Below are 17,233 nucleotides of genomic sequence, written 5' to 3'. Positions count from 1 at the left end.
AGGAGAGACAGAATGAAGTTCACCAAGATGCATGGCTTGGGCAATGATTTTGTGGTGATTCATATGCCCTTCGCCCCCGACTTCACTGAGCTTGCCGCGTTGGCGCCGCGTATTTGTGACCGCCACACCGGGGTGGGGGCGGATGGAATCGCCGTGTTGTACCCATCCACGGCTGCCGATATCGCCATGAGGATTATTAACAGTGACGGTAGCATCGCCGAACAATGCGGAAATGCGATGCGATGTGTGGCCAGATATGTTTATGAGCGGATGAATGGTTTGCGGAAGCAGTTTACGATTGAGAGTAAGATCGGTGTGCAACCGGTTTGGATCGAAGCCGAAGCAGGCGTAGTTAGCCGGGTGCGCATCGACATGGGACAACCGGTGTTGACGCCTCGGGAGATTCCACTTGAGCTTCCAGGGGAATCTGCGATTGAACAAACGCTTTCGGTTGAAGGGCGGTCGTTTGTTTATACAGCGGTCAGCATGGGCAATCCCCATATGGTGATTGCTGTGGAGGATGCAACCGCATTTCCAGTGGCAAAGTGGGGACCGTTGCTGGAGAAGCATCCACTTTTTCCCAACAAAACAAATGTTGAATTTGTGACTTACCATTCTTCGGATGAAGCGACCATGCGGGTATGGGAACGGGGGGTAGGAATCACCCTGGCCTGCGGTTCCGGTGCATGCGCTACCGTTGTGGCTGGTGCGTTGGCAGGGAAATGCGGGCGAAAGGTATTGGTGCACTTGCCTGCGGGGGACTTGTTTATTGAATGGTGTGAGGAAGATGATCGCGTATACATGACCGGGCCAGCGTCATTTGTATATGACGGGGTTTGGCTGGGCTGATGTCAATACGTGTAGGCACCCTTTTCTGGTGAAGAGGGTGCCTTTCGTTTTATGTTTAACTTTGTTGGAACGAATCGGACGGTGTGCCTTGCCGCCTGCTTTTCTTTTTGACGACCCACCACGCCGCGCCAGCAAGGATCAAAATCAGAAGGGTGACACCCCAGCCGATGAAGTTTGGGTATTTGACGTTCAAATCGATCGGTGTTACTTCACCGGGTGCGATTTGCCAAGTAAGTGTTTTGCCATCTTCGCTGACAGTTGTTGCATTATGCGTTTGAGGCTCAATCGGCAACGTCAGGATGAAACGCAGATTAGCACTATCATTCAGCAAGGGGAGGTTCATGCCGTTCATGTCCACCTTGGTGTGCAGTTGCATCTGATGAAACCACAAACCTTGCTGTTGCGTGAATTGAGGTGCGTCTACTTTCAGGAGGGCAATAGGTGAAATTGTTTTAAACTCGGGGCCGGGTGGATGGGCTTTTAAGTTATCCACTTCCTTGCGAGCGATCCACCCCACCTTGTCGCCCTGTTTGATCTCTGTCAGATGGTAGCCGTATTGTTCCAAGCGTTCGCGCAATTGGGCGAATTGAGAGAGCAACAAGGGGTTTGTTTCCACTTTCAGTTCATAAATTCCCGAACCGTCGGAGTGAACCGTTAGATGAAAATGCCCATTAACGCAACCGCTCAGCGTTAACAAAAGTATGCACAGGCAACTGAGAGTAAGTAGTTTTCGAGGCATGAATCCACCTTCTTTCAAGCAATCTATTAAGTAGCCTTACTATATCTATTTACCAGACATCTCTTTGCCTGTCAGTTTGCCTGCATACACTAGATCATACTAGAAATCAGCGGGTGATGCATCCCTGATGAGAAGAAAAAGAAATCATATGTTTGTGTGGTGGATTTTTTATTGGTTTATAGCAAGGGATGATGCTACATTTAGAAGAGCGAGGTTCTGAAAAGGTAGAAACGGGGTAGGATATAGACGGATATATTATTAGATTTTTTTTATTTTTCGGTTATCTGTCCGTTGGGTGGGACATCAGCATGCTCCCTAAAAGAAGGAGGCAAGCTGTTTTGTGGGGCAACTGTGCCCAAACGGTTTACCGCTTAAGGAGCATGTGGGTGGTGTTCCAAAACAGCCGTCGGAGTTAACAGAAAGGAGTTATCATGCGATTTGATACAAAACGAGTCATGGTGATCCCGTTCACGGCAGAACGGATGAAACAGGCAATCCATAACAAGGAAAAGTTGGCTGAATCCCTTCATATTCACATTCCAGATGACTGGCCGCATCCCGATTTGGCGGAGGCCTTGCCCGTCGTGTATGAACAAACGCGTTTGCAATCAAACGAACGGGTTTGGAATGCGTTGGCGATTGACAGAGAGGCGAACAGCTTGATCGGAGATGTGGGATTCAAAGGTGGACCGGATGCTTCGGGTGTGGTCGACATCGGCTACAGTATTGTCCCTGCCTATCAAGGACGGGGCTATGCCACGGAAATCGCTCTAGCGGCTGTAGATTGGGTGAAGCGGCAACCGGGGGTCAAACGGATCACCGCCAAGTGCGACATGGAGAACAAAGCGTCTGTGCGCGTGCTGGAGAAATCGGGGTTTGTCCGCGTTGGACAAGACGGAATCTGGTTGAAATGGATGTGGAAAAAGGCGAAACGGAACGAGTAAGAACCCCGTTTTGGTTCATCCTAAGACAAGGTGCACCGCTGATGGGCTCCCTGCTTTCAATGGTAACGATTTCACCAAGCTTCGCGCCGGTTTTCGCTTTTGAAATTGGAAGATGATTAGGGTAAAATGTGTGATGATTTGGCAACTGTTGCTTCAGTAAATGAAAAATGGATGGTGAAAAAATGAATCTTTTATCTTTCGACTATTCCAAAGCACGTTCTTTTATACAAGAACATGAAGTTAGCCAATTGGGTCCAGCGATTCACTTGGCGCATGACATGTTACATAACAAAACGGGTGCGGGTGCGGATTTCTTAGGATGGGTTGATTTGCCACGCGATTATGACCAAGAAGAGTTCGCCCGCATCAAACGGGCCGCCGCCAAAATCCAGTCCGACTCTGATGCCCTCGTCGTTATCGGTATCGGCGGTTCTTATCTGGGAGCGCGGGCAGCGATCGAGATGCTGACCCATACATTCTACAACCAGTTGCCGAAGGGCAAACGGAATACGCCAGAAATTTATTTTGTCGGCCATCACATCAGTTCGGTCTATGTGGCTGAATTGCTGGAATTGTTGGAGGGCAAAGAGGTGAGTGTCAACGTCATTTCCAAATCAGGCACCACGACGGAACCCGCCATCGCTTTCCGCATCTTCCGCGAGTACTTGGAATCCCGCTACGGCAAGGAAGAAGCGCGCCGTCGCATTTACGCTACAACGGACCGCGCCAAAGGGGCATTAAAGAAATTGGCTGAGGAAGAAGGGTATGAGAGCTTCGTTATTCCCGACGATGTAGGCGGGCGTTATTCCGTCCTGACTGCGGTGGGTCTGTTGCCGATCGCAGTGGCGGGCATTGACATTGATGCCATGATGGCCGGGGCACAAGCCGGTATGCAACTGTATGGAAACGCAGATTTGGAGCAGAATGAGGCTTATCAGTATGCAGCCGTGCGGAATGCGTTGTATCGCAAGGGCAAAACCACGGAGTTGTTGGTCAATTACGAGCCTTCCCTGCAGTATTTCAGCGAGTGGTGGAAACAGTTGTACGGTGAGAGCGAGGGTAAAGATTACAAAGGCATCTTTCCGGCTTCGGTCAACTTCACCACGGACTTGCATTCCATGGGTCAGTACATCCAAGAAGGCCTGCGCAACATCTTTGAAACGGTTGTTTTTGTGGAAAAATCGGCCAAAACGATGGTGATCAAGGAGGATGCAGAGAATCTTGACGGCCTGAACTACTTGGCAGGTAAAGATCTTGATTTCGTTAATACCAAAGCGTTTGAGGGAACCATGTTGGCCCACACCGACGGCGGGGTGCCCAATTTGGTAGTGAAAGTGAAAGAACTTTCCCCCTTCGCGTTTGGACAGTTGGTTTACTTCTTTGAAAAGGCTTGTGGCGTGAGCGGTTATTTGCTCGGTGTGAATCCGTTTGACCAACCAGGAGTGGAAGCGTACAAGAAAAATATGTTTGCTTTGCTCGGCAAACCTGGTTTTGAAGCGGAGCGCGAAGCGTTGTTGCGCCGATTGGAGAAGTGACTTGTGAAACATGGCGGCTATCCTGCTGCCATGTTTTACTTTTGTAGTATGCGTGCTGGGTCTAATTGGCAAGATGGATTGGAAAGGGATTTTTTATTTTTGCGTCAAATAAAATATATGTTTCACTTGAATAAAAATATAGACAAGTGGTCATTTTGCGCCTAGTATGAACGTTGACCACCCCACATCGCGTGGAAGTCACTCTGTTGATCCAGACTGAAAGGGGGAAGCGAATGCAGACGGGAAGTTTCCAGTGGATGAAATCATTGAATAAGTCAACAATTTTGAACATGGTCCGTGTGCATGGCCCTATCTCGCGGGCGGAAATCGCGAAGTTGACCAAGTTGACGCCACCAACCGTGACCAATATTGTCAATGAACTGTTGCAAGATGGCTTGATTGTGGAAAGCAATTTGGGGGAGTCGACTGGTGGACGTAAGCCGATCATGCTCCGCATCAATGCGTCTCGATTTTATGTGATCGGCGTGTACGCCCGTTTGGGAAGGCTGGATGCCGCAGTTGCTCACCTTGATGGCAGGATGGTTCACCAATGTGCCCAGGAATTGCCCTTACAAATGGATCAATCAGCCTTCATGGAAGCGTTGAAAGCGATTGTGAAAGAGGCATTGGCCATGGCTGGCGCAGATGGGCAACCTGTCCTCGGCATTGGAGTAGGAGTGCGCGGGCTTGTCAATCCTCGCTTGGGAGAGTTAGTGTTCGCACCCCATTTTAATCTGAAACACGTACCGATCAAAACGATGTTGGAAGAGACTTGCCAGTTGCCGGTGGAAGTGGAGAATGATGTACGGGCGATGGCTTTGGCGGAAAGCTGGTTCGGTCAAGGGAAAGAACTGGACAATTTTGTCACTGTCTATGCCGGAGCTGGGATTGGCTCGGGCATCATCTTGAAAAATGAATTGTACCAAGGCGTCTCATATGGGGCAGGAGAGATTGGTCACACCACGATTGACATAGCCGGCCCGTTATGCCGGTGCGGCAACAAAGGGTGCCTTGAGGCGCATGCATCTACCCCGGCTCTCGTCAAGCGGGCTCGAAACATGATGGAAGGCGGCAGAAAGAGCGTTTTGCACGAAATGGTGCAGGGAAAGTTGTCCCAATTGACTGAAGAGCACCTTTTTGTGGCACTCAAGCAGGGAGATGAGTTGGCTAGAGAGATATTTGTTTATGCTGGGGAATGTTTGGGAATTGGCTTGGCGAACTTGATTAACATCTTTAATCCTTTACGTATCATTGTCAATGGGAGCCTGACCCGTGCAGGCGCATGCTTGATGGAACCGCTCGCGCACACCGTAAAAAAACACGCATTGTCCTCATCGGCGAACAATTTGTCGATCACGGTATCCGATTTGGGGAACCGGGCGGCATTAATCGGCGCATACACACAGGTGTTGCGCAAGATTTTCGCACCGAGTGCGTAAAATGTGATAAGTAGGCCCAAAGGCTTGCGATGGTTGCTCTCAAGCAGGTTCAAATAAGCGCGGAAGGTTATGAATATTCTTATCATCAGTGGGACCTGTATGTTTGGGAATCCGATCGCGAACGAACATGGGTAATGAATTAAAAAAGTAATTAGAAACAAAAGATAATCAAGAGATAAAAGAAAAAATAGATTGAATCATAAGTAAAAATTATGAAATAATAAAAAGGCATACTGTTTCGTATGTCGAAAGAGAGTGCTTCTGAGGTACATTACATAGGTGAATCTAATCTTTTTTCAAAAACATACTTCGGCCCGGTGGGGCAAGTTAGATGGGGCAATGGCTGGACGTCTTGATATTTGGCCATCTGTCACTTGCGCACGATAAGGAGGAATCAATATGGACCGGTTGGAGCAATTGATGAAAGAGCTGAGTGAAGCGAATGGTGTGCCAGGGTTTGAACGAGATGTGCGCATCAAGATGGAACACCATCTGGCTCCTTTGTCTGAAGAGATTTTGCGTGACCGGATGGGTGGGATTGTAGCCAAAAAAACGGGTGATGCCAATGGCCCCCGCATTTTGCTGGCTGGCCATCTGGATGAGATCGGTTTTATGGTGACGCAAATCACAGACAAAGGTTTCTTGCGGTTTCAACAATTGGGCGGATGGTGGTCGCACAATGTGTTAGGGCATCGCGTGACTGTTCAGTCTCGCAAAGGGGATTATGTCGGCATCATCGGTTCCAAAGCGCCACATGTGCTGGGTGCGGAGGAGAAAAACCGCTTGGTTGAACTTAAAGAGATGTTTATCGACGTGGGCGCGACGAGCAAGGAAGAAGTGGAAGAGATGGGAATCCGCTTAGGTGATCCCGTGGTGCCGATGTCTGACTTTTTTATGATGCGTGGCGGACAATGGTGGTGCGGCAAGGCCTTGGACAACCGTGCTGGTTGCGCTTTGGCGATCGAAGTGTTGCGGGAACTGCAAGGGCAAGATCATCCCAACACGGTTTATGCCGGCGCGACCGTACAAGAAGAAGTAGGTATGCGGGGAGCCTCTGCCTTGGCTCAGTTGGTGCGCCCAGATGTGGCGTTTGCGCTGGATGTTGGCCTGGCTTATGATACACCAGGGTTTGAGAGCTATCCGGCCAAAGCCGATTTGGGGGAAGGACCGACGATGTTTTTGTTGGATCATTTTATGATCGGTCATGGCAAGTTGCGGGACTTGGTGCTAGATACTGCCGAAGAACTGGGGATTCATGTACAATTGGACGCGCTAATGGGTGGCGGAACCGACGGCGGCAAGTTTCATCTGCACGGCATCGGTTGCCCCACGGTGGCCATCGGCTTCCCAACCCGTTATGTACACAGCCACAACTCCGTGATGGCCCGGAGAGATTTTGAACAAGCGTTGCAATTAGTCACGGCTGTGGTGAAAAAGTTGGATAACAAACGATTGGAAGATATTTGTTATTAAACCAAAATTTAAAAAAATATAAAGCGGCTTTTTTTACTGAAAGGGGTTGAAAAACCCCTTTAATTTTTTTATGATAGTAATCACATTAAGAGTTTTTTTATCCCATTTCAAAATGCCTTTTGTAATAATTTGCACGCAAAGACTTGAATTGTTTAAAAATTCAGGAGGGGGAGAAAACCCAAAGCCAATCACGGCTTAGAGAAAAGGGGATATCCAGCTAAAAAAGAAAAAACCACAATACCCTGCGGAATATTTTTGTAATCTTAAATTTTCACAATACATCAACAAAAGGGTTTGTTTCTGATATTTTTGGCTGGATAGAAAAATCGTAAGATTAACACTGTTTGGTAGGGAGGGAGTTTGGTATGAGTTTATTGCGAACTAAGGATATTGGCGCGCTATTAAAAGAGGCGCAGAGCAAAGGCAAGCTGAAACGGGATTTGGGAGCTTGGGATTTGACGCTCCTGGGGATTGGCGCAATTATCGGAACAGGGATTTTTGTATTGACCGGTGCAGGCGCGCTGACAGCCGGACCTGCCTTAATCCTTTCGTTTATCATCGCCGGCGTTGCCTGTGCGTTCGCTGCTTTGGCTTACGCAGAATTCGCTTCTTTGGTGCCGATTTCCGGATCGGTTTACACTTACAGTTATGCGACATTGGGTGAATTGATCGCTTGGATCATCGGTTGGGACTTGGTGTTGGAGTATCTTTTCGCCGTGAGTTCGGTGGCTGTTGGTTGGTCAGGGTATTTTCAGTCATTGCTGGGCGGCTTCGGCATCCATCTGCCAGAAGCGTTGACTGCCGCACCTGGCGCCAAAGAGGGCGTTACCAGCTTCTTTAACTTGCCGGCATTTTTGATCGTGATGCTAATCACATTCTTGCTTTCCCGCGGTATCTCCGAATCCAAAAAGGTAAACAACATCATGGTTGTGATCAAAGTAGCCGTGGTGCTCCTCTTCATCTTTGTCGGAGTGGGCTATGTGAAGCCAGCAAACTGGGAACCGTTTACACCGTTTGGATTTGAAGGCGTTTTCCAAGCTGCGGCGCTGGTGTTCTTCGCTTATGTCGGTTTTGACGCTGTTGCGGCCGCTGCGGAAGAAACCCGCGACCCGAAACGGGATCTCCCAAGAGGATTGTTGTGGTCGTTGGGGATTTGTACACTCCTTTATGTAGTTGTTACAGCCATTATGACTGGGGTTGTGCCATTTGCCCAATTCAAAGGCCATGAAGATCATCCGGTTTCCTTGGTGTTGCAAATGGCTGGACAAGATTGGGTTGCCGGTTTGGTTGACTTGGGTGCGATTTTGGGGATGACCACCGTTATTTTGGTCATGCTGTATGGACAAACCCGGATTTTCTTCTCCATGTCCCGGGACGGGCTGTTGCCAAAAATGTTTTCACAGGTTCATCCCAAGTATAAAACGCCGTTTACCAGCACATGGATTTTGGGAACTATCGCTGCATTCATCGCTGCGTTGCTGCCATTGCAAAAACTGGCGGAATTGGTGAACATCGGTACATTGACCGCCTTTACGCTGGTGTCTGTCGGGGTGATTGTCCTGCGCAAGACCCAACCTGATTTGCCACGTGCCTTCCGGTGCCCGGGCGTGCCGGTCATTCCGTTGATTGCGATTGGAGCTTGTCTGTTCCTGATCTCCAAGTTGGCGGTTATCACTTGGATCGCGTTTGGCGTATGGTTGCTGATCGGATTGGTGGTATACTTCACCTATTCCCGCAAGCATTCGCTGTTGAATGATTCCTCTGCATCAGGCAAATAAGAAATGATGACAGACAAAAGCATCCCCTAAGTTGGGGGATGCTTTTTTACGTGTCAGTCTTACGTTGTTTGATTTCGATGCGGCGGGGGGATGGAGTGTCATGTTTCGGCACGGTGACTGTCAGCAACCCGTGCTCGTACTCAGCCGTGACGTGATCCAGGTTGGCGGTTTCCGGCAAGGTGATCGAGCGGTGAAACGAGCTGTATCTGCGCTCAGCTTGATGCATGTTCTCCCCTTGTGATTGAGTAGTTTGCTTATGTGCCCCTTTGATGATTAATGAGCGGCCGTGCGCTTCGATTTCAACCACGTTGGGGTCAATTCCAGGAAGTTCGGCTTCGATCACAAACCGATCCGTTTCTTCCTTGAAGTGGATGGCTGGTATCTGTGGCATGGGGTGGGTGAACAACGGGTTTTCAAAAAAACGCTCAAAGGTGCGGTTGATCTCTTGATGCAATCGAGTAATGGGATGATGGGTGGATGGAAGATTTTGTCCGCTGATGCGCATGAAGTCACCTCCTTTACTTCGCGTCGGTTGTTTTGTGCTTAGTATGGAGCGGTATACGTCAAATATGCAAGCAAAAAGCTGCACCCTTTCCAAAAGAGTGCAGCTTTTATCTTTTTCAAGATTTGTTGCCCTATTCTCACGCAGGGATATCCGATTTGGAAGGGCGTAACAGCTTCAATTTGGTAAACAGCCGGATCAACCGGGTTCCCATGGGGAACATTCGCAATTCTTGTTCGGTGATCGTTTTGCTGATAATCAGTGCGATGATGTAGATCACGCCCGCAACAACGCACAGGCTGAGCGCAGCCAAGGTGTTCGTCAGTCGGGAAGCGTGCTCCAAATCCATGGTGTCGTTGATGAAAAGGTAAGCACCGGTCAACGCAATCCCCATGATCAGAGTGCTGAAACCAGGTTTGATAAATTGGCGAGTCAGCGAGAGCTTCACTCCCGTCACACGAATGACCATCCACATGTTTAGCGCACAGACAACCAGGTAAGCCAGCACCATGGCTAAGGCTGAACCAGCAATGCCCATGATCGGAATAAAGATGAAGTTGCCGATGACTTTGCAGACGGCGCCGATCAACAAATGGCGTACTGGCACTTTGTTGTGTCCAAGGCCTTGCAAAATGCCCGAACTGGTCACAGCTAATGTGCTGAAGATGGCTGAGAATGCCAAGACGGACAGCGTGACGGTTCCGGCGTCATCCTGATACATCATCACGTTGAGCGGACGCGCTAGAATTGCCAACATTACGCAGGAGGGTAAGCTGATAATTGTGGTCATTAACCACGCTTGTTGCGTCTTGTGCTCAACCGCCGCCATCTCTTGTTTGGCGACATGGGCCGAGATGGCTGGGATCAAAGCCAACGTCAGAGAGGAGGAGAAGGTAGAGATCACATTGACAAACGGCTCTCCTCGACTGTATATGCCAAACAGCGTATTGGTCATGCTGGCTGTGTTGCCTTCCGCCATCAGCAGGCGGGGGACGGTGAACGAATCGATCAGACCGATCAGAGGCAACACCAAGGACGCAAGCGAAATCGGGATAGCGTACTTCAAGATTTTTTTGGCCAGTGGAAACAGTGGTTCCTTCGTTTTGGTCACATTTAGACCAGCTTGTCTGGCCGTATTCAGATCGCGGCTATTGTACCACATGACAACCACCAATCCGGCGATGGCGCCAGTCAAAGCGCCGGAGGTCGCTCCTGCCGCCACCGTCTCCTGCGGCAAGTTTGCTTGAACCATCCAGTAAGTGAGCCCGATCACCGTTCCCACTCGTACCACTTGCTCGACGACTTGCGAGACCCCGGTCGGCATCATTTGTTGGTGGCCTTGAAAGTACCCGCGGTAAACAGCCATGATCGGTACAAACACGATGGCACACGCCAGTACCTTCAGCGAGGATTCGGTATCCGGGTTGTTCAGCATTACGTTGGCGATGAAATGAGACCCGAAGAACAAGAGTGAAAAAGCGATTAAGCCGCTGATGCTCAAAATCAACGATGCCGCCTTCAATACCCGGCGCGCTCCCGCATGATCGTTGTTGGACAAACGTTCAGCCACAAACTTGGATACAGTGATCGGAATGCCGGCTGAAGCGATCATGAGCAGAATCGTATAAAACGGAAATGAAATACGATAGAGCCCAACGGTTTCATCACCGGCGATGTTCTGAAACGGCGCCCAGAACAAACTGCCGATGATTTTCGTGAACAATGTTGCTACACTTAAGATAACAGTTCCTTTTACCAATTTGTTTGACATGTCGTCAACATCCTTCTATTCCTTTGTCTACAATGCACTATTCTATCAGGAACGGGCGATAAATTCGACCTGCAGGAATTGAATGCATTGTAAAGAATAGGGATGATCCCCTTGATTTTGGAGATAATTTGGATGGAAATGAGAGAAGAGAGTGTGGGGTTTAGCGATGACAACACAAGAGAAGCTGACTGCAATGAGCATGACAGGATATGGGAGGGGAGAAGTGGAGACGGCGGAATGCCGCGTCACAACTGAGATTCGCTCGGTGAACCATCGCTTTTTAGATGTGGTGGTGCGTCTGCCACAAGGATGGATGTCTTTGGAGGAAGATATCCGTAGACTTGTGCAATCCGTGGTACGTCGGGGGCGAGTGGATGTCTTTGTTTCTCTGGAGGGGATGGCACCGCCGGAGCGAAAAGTGGAGATCGATTGGCAATTCGTTGAAAGTTTTATGGCGGCAGGAAGTGCATTGCAACACAAATGGGGAATCGAACCTCAATTGACTTTGGCTGACCTGATACATAAACCGGAATTCTGGATAATAGAAGAAGTTAAGCGGGACGTGGAGGAATATAAGGATATTTGTCTCAAAGCCGTGGAACAGGCATGCATCCGCTTGAAAGAAATGCGTATGCGAGAGGGATTGCGGCTGGCGGAAGATGTGTCCGCAAGACTGGCAGAGCTGATGAAAATAGTCGGGCAGATTGAAGCCGAAGTGCCACAGATCAAAACGCATGTAGAGTCCCGGTTGATGGCGCGGTTGTCAGAAATGCTGGCTGATGTGGATACCCCTCCGGAACGGGTGGTGGCAGAGGTGGCGATCTGGGTGGACAAAGCTGACATCACTGAGGAACTGACCCGTCTCAAAAGCCACGCTGAACAATTTCAAGCGGCCTTAAAACAACCAGAGCCTGTGGGCAGACGTCTCGATTTTCTGGTGCAGGAGATGAACCGCGAAGTGAATACGATCGGCTCCAAAGCCAATCTCCACACCATTAGCGCTTTCGTGGTTGATTGCAAGAGCGTTCTTGAAAAAATGAAAGAACAGGTGCAAAATATGGAGTAAAACATTGATTCTCGCCAAAAAAGTGTCTAAAATAGCGTAGTAGGATCAAGAGATGCTTGAGAGAAGATAGCAACCCCATTTGACAAATATGAGACAATGGGCGAGGAGGTACTCACGCTTGGGGATCAAATTAATCAATATCGGTTTCGGAAACATCGTTTCAGCGAATCGCATCGTTTCGATTGTGAGCCCCGATTCTGCGCCAATTAAGCGCATCATACAAGAAGCGCGCGAACGCGGGGTGCTCATCGACGCAACCTATGGCCGGCGCACACGGGCGGTCATCATTACCGACAGTGACCATGTGATCCTGTCAGCCGTTCAGCCGGAGACGGTGGCGCACCGGTTGGCAAGCAAAGAACAACATGAAGAGATCGTAGAGTAGGAAGGACTAGCTATGAGAGCCGATTATCAAAAAGAAGGACTATTGCTTGTAGTTTCAGGTCCATCCGGCGTGGGGAAAGGAACGGTTTGCGCGGCGTTGCGCAAACGGATGCCCGAGCTTACGTATTCCGTATCGGCTACAACCCGGGCGCCGCGTGAAGGGGAAGTGGACGGGGTCAATTATTTTTTCAAGACCGTGCCCGAATTCCAAAATATGATTGAACAAGATGAATTGATTGAGTGGGCCCAGTATGTTGGCAATTATTACGGAACCCCGCGTCGGGTGGTGGAAGAGACGTTGGCTTCTGGCCGCGATATCCTGTTGGAAATCGAAGTGCAGGGTGCCCTGCAAGTGAAGGAAAAATTTCCACAAGGCATCTTCATTTTTCTCGTTCCCCCCACCTTCGAAGATCTGCGCAAGCGGATTGAGGGGCGAGGGTCCGAGACGGAAACTTCTTTAAACAGCCGCTTGCATGCCGCGAGCGATGAATTGAAACAAATTGAACACTATGATTATGTGGTCATTAACGACAAAGTGGAGAAAGCGTGTGAACGGATTCAGAGCATTATCCTCGCCGAACACTGTCGGAAAGACCGACTGGTCATTAGTGAATAGATGGGAGGGAAATCAATTGCTGTATCCATCTATTGACCTGTTGATGACAAAAGCGGACAGCAAGTATTCGTTGGTTGTTGTCGCTTCCAAGCGGGCGCGTCAATTGTTGGACGGTCATGAACCGCAATTGCAACCGCGTTCCAAAAAGTACGTGGGTGCCGCTTTGGAAGAGATCGCTGCGGATTTGCTTGTTCCAACCAACCGCACACCAAACAAATAACTGTTGAAGGACGGGGACGTTTCCAGACGATGCTAGTTGGAGGCGTTCCCCTGCTTCCGTTTCGAGAGCGGACGGCTCATTCCCGTCCGCAAACGCAATGTTTTAAAGCGGCGTTTGCCGCTAGGTATCGCATCGACAGAAGAAAGAGGGATGCTCATGCGCGGGAAACGCGTGGTTTTGGGAGTGACAGGGGGGATCGCGGCTTTCAAGGCGGCATCGATCGCGAGCCAATTGACCCAGCGCGGGGCAGATGTTCGCGTGATTATGACGGCTTCCGCTACCCAATTCATCACCCCCCTGACAATGCAAATCCTGTCCCGCCATTCCGTCGCCGTCGACACGTTCGATGAGCGCAATCCGGCGGTGGTGAACCATATTGACTTGGCCGATCACGCCGATTTGTTTTTGATCGCTCCGGCCACGGCTAACTTCATGGGCAAGCTGGCAATGGGGTTGGCAGATGATATGCTGACGACAACACTATTGGCGACGCTCGCCCCGATTGTGGTAGCGCCGGCGATGAATGTACATATGTACCAAAATGCCGTTGTGCAGGAGAATATGAACCGTCTTCGGGCACGCGGCGTCCGATTCATCGATCCAGCGGAAGGGCAATTGGCTTGCGGTTATGTGGGGCAGGGGCGAATGGCTGAACCGGAAGAGATCGTGGCGTGGGTTGAACGCTTCTTTGATACTAACCGCCCACTGGCGGGAAAAAAGGTATTGATCACGGCGGGGCCGACGCAAGAGCCGATTGATCCTGTCCGCTATATCTCCAATTATTCTTCTGGCAAGATGGGCTATGCCCTGGCAGAAGCGGCGGTGGCTGCGGGGGCGGAAGTTATTCTCGTCAGCGGTCCGGTTTCGCTCCCTACCCCTGAAGGCGTAACCCGAATTGATGTTGTCCGTACGCGAGAGATGAAAGAGGCCGTCATGCGGATGCTACCGGAAGCGGATGTGATCATCAAGGCCGCGGCGGTGTCCGATTATCGGCCGAAAGTGGAGTTGGCTTCAAAGCGGAAGAAGTCTTCCTCCGAATGGTTGCTGGAGTTGGAGAAAACGGAGGACATCGCGAGTGAAGTAGGCAAACGCAAACGGCCCGATCAATTGTTTGTCGGCTTTGCCGCGGAAACGGATCGGGTGGCGGAGTATGCGAAATCCAAGCTGGTGCGCAAAGGGCAGGACTTGGTTGTGGCTAATGATGTCACTCTGCCGGGAGCCGGCTTTGGCACCGACACCAATATTGTTACCATCTATGACCGGGATGGGGAAGTGTGTGCTCTGCCTTTGCTCAGCAAACGCGAAGTGGCCGAGCGGATTATCCAGTTGATCGGAGAGCGATTGCATGAACGGCGGTAAGTGCATTGCCCAGGTGATCGTAGATGTGCCAACCAAGGCGACGGACCGACCCTTCGATTATCTGGTTCCCGAAAGCTTGCGTGGGGAAGTGCGGATCGGTTGCCGGGTTAAGGTACCGTTTGGCCCGCGCAAAGTGTTGGGGTATGTGGTCGATTTGAAGGATGAAGCGGAAACACCCCGCCTCAAAGCCATATTGGATGTGCTGGATTTTGTGCCCCCCCTGACGCCGGAATTGGTGCAGCTGGGCTTTTTTATGGCTGACGAGTACTTATGCCGTACGATGACAGCGCTCGCTTCCATGGTACCGGCAGTGTTGAAGGGGACTTATGCAAAAGTGGTGAGTCTCGGGCCTGGGGCTTCTGCCGAAACAGATTCGCTGATCGACCTGCCGGCCGTACCGCTGTTTGCCCGGTTGCGCGAAAACAAAGAGTGTTCATGGGATGAAGCTTTGGATGCGGTTGGTGGTGATGCTCGCTTGTTGCGCCGATTGGCAGAAGCGGGCCGGATACGAGTGGAAGAGCGAATCGGTGACCGGGTAACGAGGCAAAAAGTGATGTGGGTGTGGCCTAAGCAATCGACGGATGAGCTTAACCGGACATTGGAGCGGCTATCAGGGCGGGCCAAACGGCAGAAAGAGGTGCTTCGCTATTTTGCGGAACAACCGGAAGCCATTCCTCTGCCCACTTTGCTGGCGGAATTGCGAGTGGCGCGTTCCACCGTCCAAAAGCTGGTGGAGATGGAGGTGTTGGCATGGGAAGAACGGGAAGAATACCGTGACCCATTTAAACACCGGTCGTTTCAGCCTACCGAGCCATTGCCGCTGACACGGGAGCAGGCGGCGGCACTGACGGCGATCGTAAAGCCGATTCATGAACGCTGTTACCATTCCGTGCTGTTGCAAGGTGTCACAGGAAGCGGCAAGACGGAAGTGTATTTGCAAGCGATCGCTGAAGCGCTCAAACTGGGTCGTGAGGCGATTGTACTCGTGCCGGAGATTTCGCTCACACCGCAGATGGTCGAACGGTTTAAAGGGCGATTTGGCGATCAAGTAGCCGTTTTGCACAGCGGATTGTCCAGTGGTGAGCGCTTTGATGAATGGCGCAAAATCCGACGCGGAGAAGTAAAAGTGGCTATTGGCGCCCGGTCGGCTATCTTCGCTCCGTTTAAACAAATTGGCCTGATTATCATTGATGAAGAACATGAATCTTCCTACAAACAAGAGGAAAACCCTAAATACCACGCCAGGGAAGTAGCCGCGTGGCGGGCACGGCACCATGGAGCTACCCTGGTGCTGGGATCGGCTACCCCCTCGTTGGAAACGCATTACCTTGCTGACTCCGGGACACTTGAACGAGTGGTGCTTCGGGAGCGAGTCCACGGCCGACCCTTTCCGGTAGTGACGATTGTGGATATGCGGGAGGAATTGCGCAAGGGAAACCGCACCATGTTTAGCGGCACGTTAAAAGAAGAGTTGTTGGCGTGCGTTGAGCGCGGGGAGCAAGCGGTGTTGTTTTTGAACCGTCGGGGTTTCTCCACGTTCGTGATGTGCCGGGAGTGCGGGGAAACGTTGATGTGCCCCCATTGTGATATTTCGCTCACTTATCACCAAACGAACCGCACGGTGCGATGTCATTATTGCGGCTATGCAGAACGGGTTCCCAAAGAATGCCCCTCCTGCCAGAGTCCGCACATTCGCCACTTCGGCACAGGAACGCAACGCGTGGAAGAAGAGTTGGTACGCCGTTTCCCTGGCATCCGTGTCATTCGGATGGATGTGGACACGACCAGCCGAAAAGGGGCGCATGAACGTTTGTTGACTTCGTTCGGCGAAGGAAAGGCTGATGTGCTGCTTGGCACGCAGATGATCGCCAAGGGCCTCGATTTCCCCAAGGTCACCCTGGTTGGCGTCATCGCGGCGGATACGATGTTGCACTTGCCTGATTTTCGCGCTGCTGAGCGGACATTCCAATTGCTGACGCAAGTGAGTGGGCGGGCGGGGCGGCATGAGAAGCCGGGAAAAGTAATTATCCAGACCTACTCCGCCGAGCATTACAGTATTGAGCTAGCCGCATCTCATCAGACGGAAGCGTTTTACCGTCAAGAGAGTTTCATGCGCAAACAGCACGCTTATCCGCCGTATTGCAGTTTGTTTACCATTTTGCTCAGCCATCCCGACCAAGTGACCGTGATGCGTGCAAGCCAGGAGATGGCCCGAGTGATTCAAAGGGGGATGCCGGCGGAGTGCCAGTTGCTCGGTCCGGTTCCTGCACCAATCCCCCGTTTAAAGGATCGTTATCGGTTGCAAATGCTGGTGAAATATCAAGCGGAACGGGGTGACGGGGACAGGCTGAAACCGTTGCTTAAGGAAGCAGTGGCGATGTTTGACGATCCAGACCTCAGGATCAGTGTGGATCGGGATGCAGGAGAGCTCATGCAACCTGTCCGCGGAGATCGGTTCACTTTGTGGGCAGAAAGAAAATAGAGTGATGTTGAACATTTCATTTTCCATAGACCGGCTCCTGTCAAACAGCCGGAAACATAACTATTAGATAAAGGAG

The 17,233-nt window shown here is 50.8% G+C and carries 15 protein-coding genes; 12 read left to right on the top strand and 3 right to left on the bottom strand.

The features are described from left to right. The first annotated feature begins 12 nt into the window (after positions 1-12). Positions 13-849, top strand: coding sequence for a diaminopimelate epimerase (gene dapF / locus NYR52_RS11070; protein ID WP_132222295.1), 837 nt, complete (start codon positions 13-15; stop codon positions 847-849). 55 nt (positions 850-904) lie between these two features. On the opposite strand, the gene NYR52_RS11065 is transcribed toward dapF, so the two are convergent. Beyond that, the gene (locus NYR52_RS11065; RefSeq protein WP_132222293.1) at positions 905-1,588 is read right to left on the bottom strand and encodes a DUF3153 domain-containing protein; all 684 of its coding nucleotides are present in this window, start codon (positions 1,586-1,588) and stop codon (positions 905-907) included. A gap of 431 nt (positions 1,589-2,019) precedes the next feature. Between NYR52_RS11065 and NYR52_RS11060 the strand changes: the two genes are divergently transcribed. The 5 genes from NYR52_RS11060 (at position 2,020) to bcaP (ending at position 8,757) form a co-directional block, all read left to right on the top strand. Beyond that, the gene (locus NYR52_RS11060; protein WP_259435652.1) at positions 2,020-2,532 is read left to right on the top strand and encodes a GNAT family N-acetyltransferase; all 513 of its coding nucleotides are present in this window, start codon (positions 2,020-2,022) and stop codon (positions 2,530-2,532) included. 182 nt (positions 2,533-2,714) lie between these two features. Then, positions 2,715-4,067: a glucose-6-phosphate isomerase gene (locus NYR52_RS11055; RefSeq protein ID WP_259435651.1), complete on the top strand. Its 1,353-nt coding sequence runs from the start codon at positions 2,715-2,717 to the stop codon at positions 4,065-4,067. A 233-nt stretch (positions 4,068-4,300) separates the two neighbouring features. Then, positions 4,301-5,506 carry an ROK family transcriptional regulator gene (locus NYR52_RS11050; RefSeq protein ID WP_259435650.1) on the top strand — a complete coding sequence of 402 codons (1,206 nt, stop codon included), beginning with the start codon at positions 4,301-4,303 and terminating at the stop codon, positions 5,504-5,506. 399 nt (positions 5,507-5,905) lie between these two features. Next, the gene (locus tag NYR52_RS11045) at positions 5,906-6,979 is read left to right on the top strand and encodes a M42 family metallopeptidase (RefSeq protein WP_259435649.1); all 1,074 of its coding nucleotides are present in this window, start codon (positions 5,906-5,908) and stop codon (positions 6,977-6,979) included. Between the two features lie 365 nt (positions 6,980-7,344). Next, entirely contained in the window at positions 7,345-8,757 is a 1,413-nt protein-coding gene (gene bcaP, locus NYR52_RS11040; protein WP_132222283.1) for a branched-chain amino acid transporter BcaP, read from the top strand. A 46-nt stretch (positions 8,758-8,803) separates the two neighbouring features. On the opposite strand, the gene NYR52_RS11035 is transcribed toward bcaP, so the two are convergent. Together NYR52_RS11035 and NYR52_RS11030 are read right to left on the bottom strand one after the other, a co-directional pair. Then, the gene (locus tag NYR52_RS11035) at positions 8,804-9,262 is read right to left on the bottom strand and encodes an Hsp20/alpha crystallin family protein (RefSeq protein WP_259435648.1); all 459 of its coding nucleotides are present in this window, start codon (positions 9,260-9,262) and stop codon (positions 8,804-8,806) included. 136 nt (positions 9,263-9,398) lie between these two features. After that, complete coding sequence (locus NYR52_RS11030) at positions 9,399-11,030, bottom strand: putative polysaccharide biosynthesis protein (RefSeq protein ID WP_259435647.1); 1,632 nt, start codon at positions 11,028-11,030, stop codon at positions 9,399-9,401. Between the two features lie 166 nt (positions 11,031-11,196). Here NYR52_RS11030 and NYR52_RS11025 point away from each other — a divergent pair, with 166 nt between their 5' ends. The 6 genes from NYR52_RS11025 to priA all read left to right on the top strand — a co-directional run bounded on the left by NYR52_RS11025 (position 11,197) and on the right by priA (position 17,157). Further along, the gene (locus tag NYR52_RS11025) at positions 11,197-12,096 is read left to right on the top strand and encodes a YicC/YloC family endoribonuclease (RefSeq protein WP_259435646.1); all 900 of its coding nucleotides are present in this window, start codon (positions 11,197-11,199) and stop codon (positions 12,094-12,096) included. Between the two features lie 118 nt (positions 12,097-12,214). Next, positions 12,215-12,481: an extracellular matrix/biofilm regulator RemA gene (gene remA / locus NYR52_RS11020; RefSeq protein ID WP_029071822.1), complete on the top strand. Its 267-nt coding sequence runs from the start codon at positions 12,215-12,217 to the stop codon at positions 12,479-12,481. A 12-nt stretch (positions 12,482-12,493) separates the two neighbouring features. Continuing rightward, positions 12,494-13,096 (top strand): guanylate kinase, encoded by a 603-nt coding sequence (gene gmk / locus NYR52_RS11015; protein ID WP_022736411.1) that lies wholly within the window; start codon positions 12,494-12,496, stop codon positions 13,094-13,096. Between the two features lie 16 nt (positions 13,097-13,112). Next, the gene (rpoZ, locus tag NYR52_RS11010) at positions 13,113-13,316 is read left to right on the top strand and encodes a DNA-directed RNA polymerase subunit omega (RefSeq protein ID WP_022736410.1); all 204 of its coding nucleotides are present in this window, start codon (positions 13,113-13,115) and stop codon (positions 13,314-13,316) included. Positions 13,317-13,466: 150 nt separating this feature from the next. Continuing rightward, the gene (gene coaBC, locus NYR52_RS11005) at positions 13,467-14,675 is read left to right on the top strand and encodes a bifunctional phosphopantothenoylcysteine decarboxylase/phosphopantothenate--cysteine ligase CoaBC (RefSeq protein ID WP_259435645.1); all 1,209 of its coding nucleotides are present in this window, start codon (positions 13,467-13,469) and stop codon (positions 14,673-14,675) included. Next, positions 14,662-17,157, top strand: coding sequence for a primosomal protein N' (gene priA / locus NYR52_RS11000; protein ID WP_259435644.1), 2,496 nt, complete (start codon positions 14,662-14,664; stop codon positions 17,155-17,157). The genes coaBC and priA overlap by 14 nt, the downstream gene beginning before the upstream one ends. The last annotated feature ends 76 nt before the right edge of the window (positions 17,158-17,233 follow it).

The sequence above is a fragment of the Laceyella sacchari genome (assembly GCF_024927925.1).
GTDB lineage: Bacteria > Bacillota > Bacilli > Thermoactinomycetales > Thermoactinomycetaceae > Laceyella > Laceyella sacchari.
Note: the sequence above shows the minus strand (reverse complement) of the source record. Positions and strands in the feature narration are given on the sequence as shown.

Coding starts and splice junctions, on each gene's coding strand:
- dapF (WP_132222295.1), top strand. CDS start 13: ATGAAGTTCACCAAGATGCATGGCTTGGGCAATGATTTTGTGGTGATT.
- NYR52_RS11065 (WP_132222293.1), bottom strand. CDS start 1,588: ATGCCTCGAAAACTACTTACTCTCAGTTGCCTGTGCATACTTTTGTTA.
- NYR52_RS11060 (WP_259435652.1), top strand. CDS start 2,020: ATGCGATTTGATACAAAACGAGTCATGGTGATCCCGTTCACGGCAGAA.
- NYR52_RS11055 (WP_259435651.1), top strand. CDS start 2,715: ATGAATCTTTTATCTTTCGACTATTCCAAAGCACGTTCTTTTATACAA.
- NYR52_RS11050 (WP_259435650.1), top strand. CDS start 4,301: ATGCAGACGGGAAGTTTCCAGTGGATGAAATCATTGAATAAGTCAACA.
- NYR52_RS11045 (WP_259435649.1), top strand. CDS start 5,906: ATGGACCGGTTGGAGCAATTGATGAAAGAGCTGAGTGAAGCGAATGGT.
- bcaP (WP_132222283.1), top strand. CDS start 7,345: ATGAGTTTATTGCGAACTAAGGATATTGGCGCGCTATTAAAAGAGGCG.
- NYR52_RS11035 (WP_259435648.1), bottom strand. CDS start 9,262: ATGCGCATCAGCGGACAAAATCTTCCATCCACCCATCATCCCATTACT.
- NYR52_RS11030 (WP_259435647.1), bottom strand. CDS start 11,030: ATGTCAAACAAATTGGTAAAAGGAACTGTTATCTTAAGTGTAGCAACA.
- NYR52_RS11025 (WP_259435646.1), top strand. CDS start 11,197: ATGACAACACAAGAGAAGCTGACTGCAATGAGCATGACAGGATATGGG.
- gmk (WP_022736411.1), top strand. CDS start 12,494: ATGAGAGCCGATTATCAAAAAGAAGGACTATTGCTTGTAGTTTCAGGT.
- coaBC (WP_259435645.1), top strand. CDS start 13,467: ATGCTCATGCGCGGGAAACGCGTGGTTTTGGGAGTGACAGGGGGGATC.
- priA (WP_259435644.1), top strand. CDS start 14,662: ATGAACGGCGGTAAGTGCATTGCCCAGGTGATCGTAGATGTGCCAACC.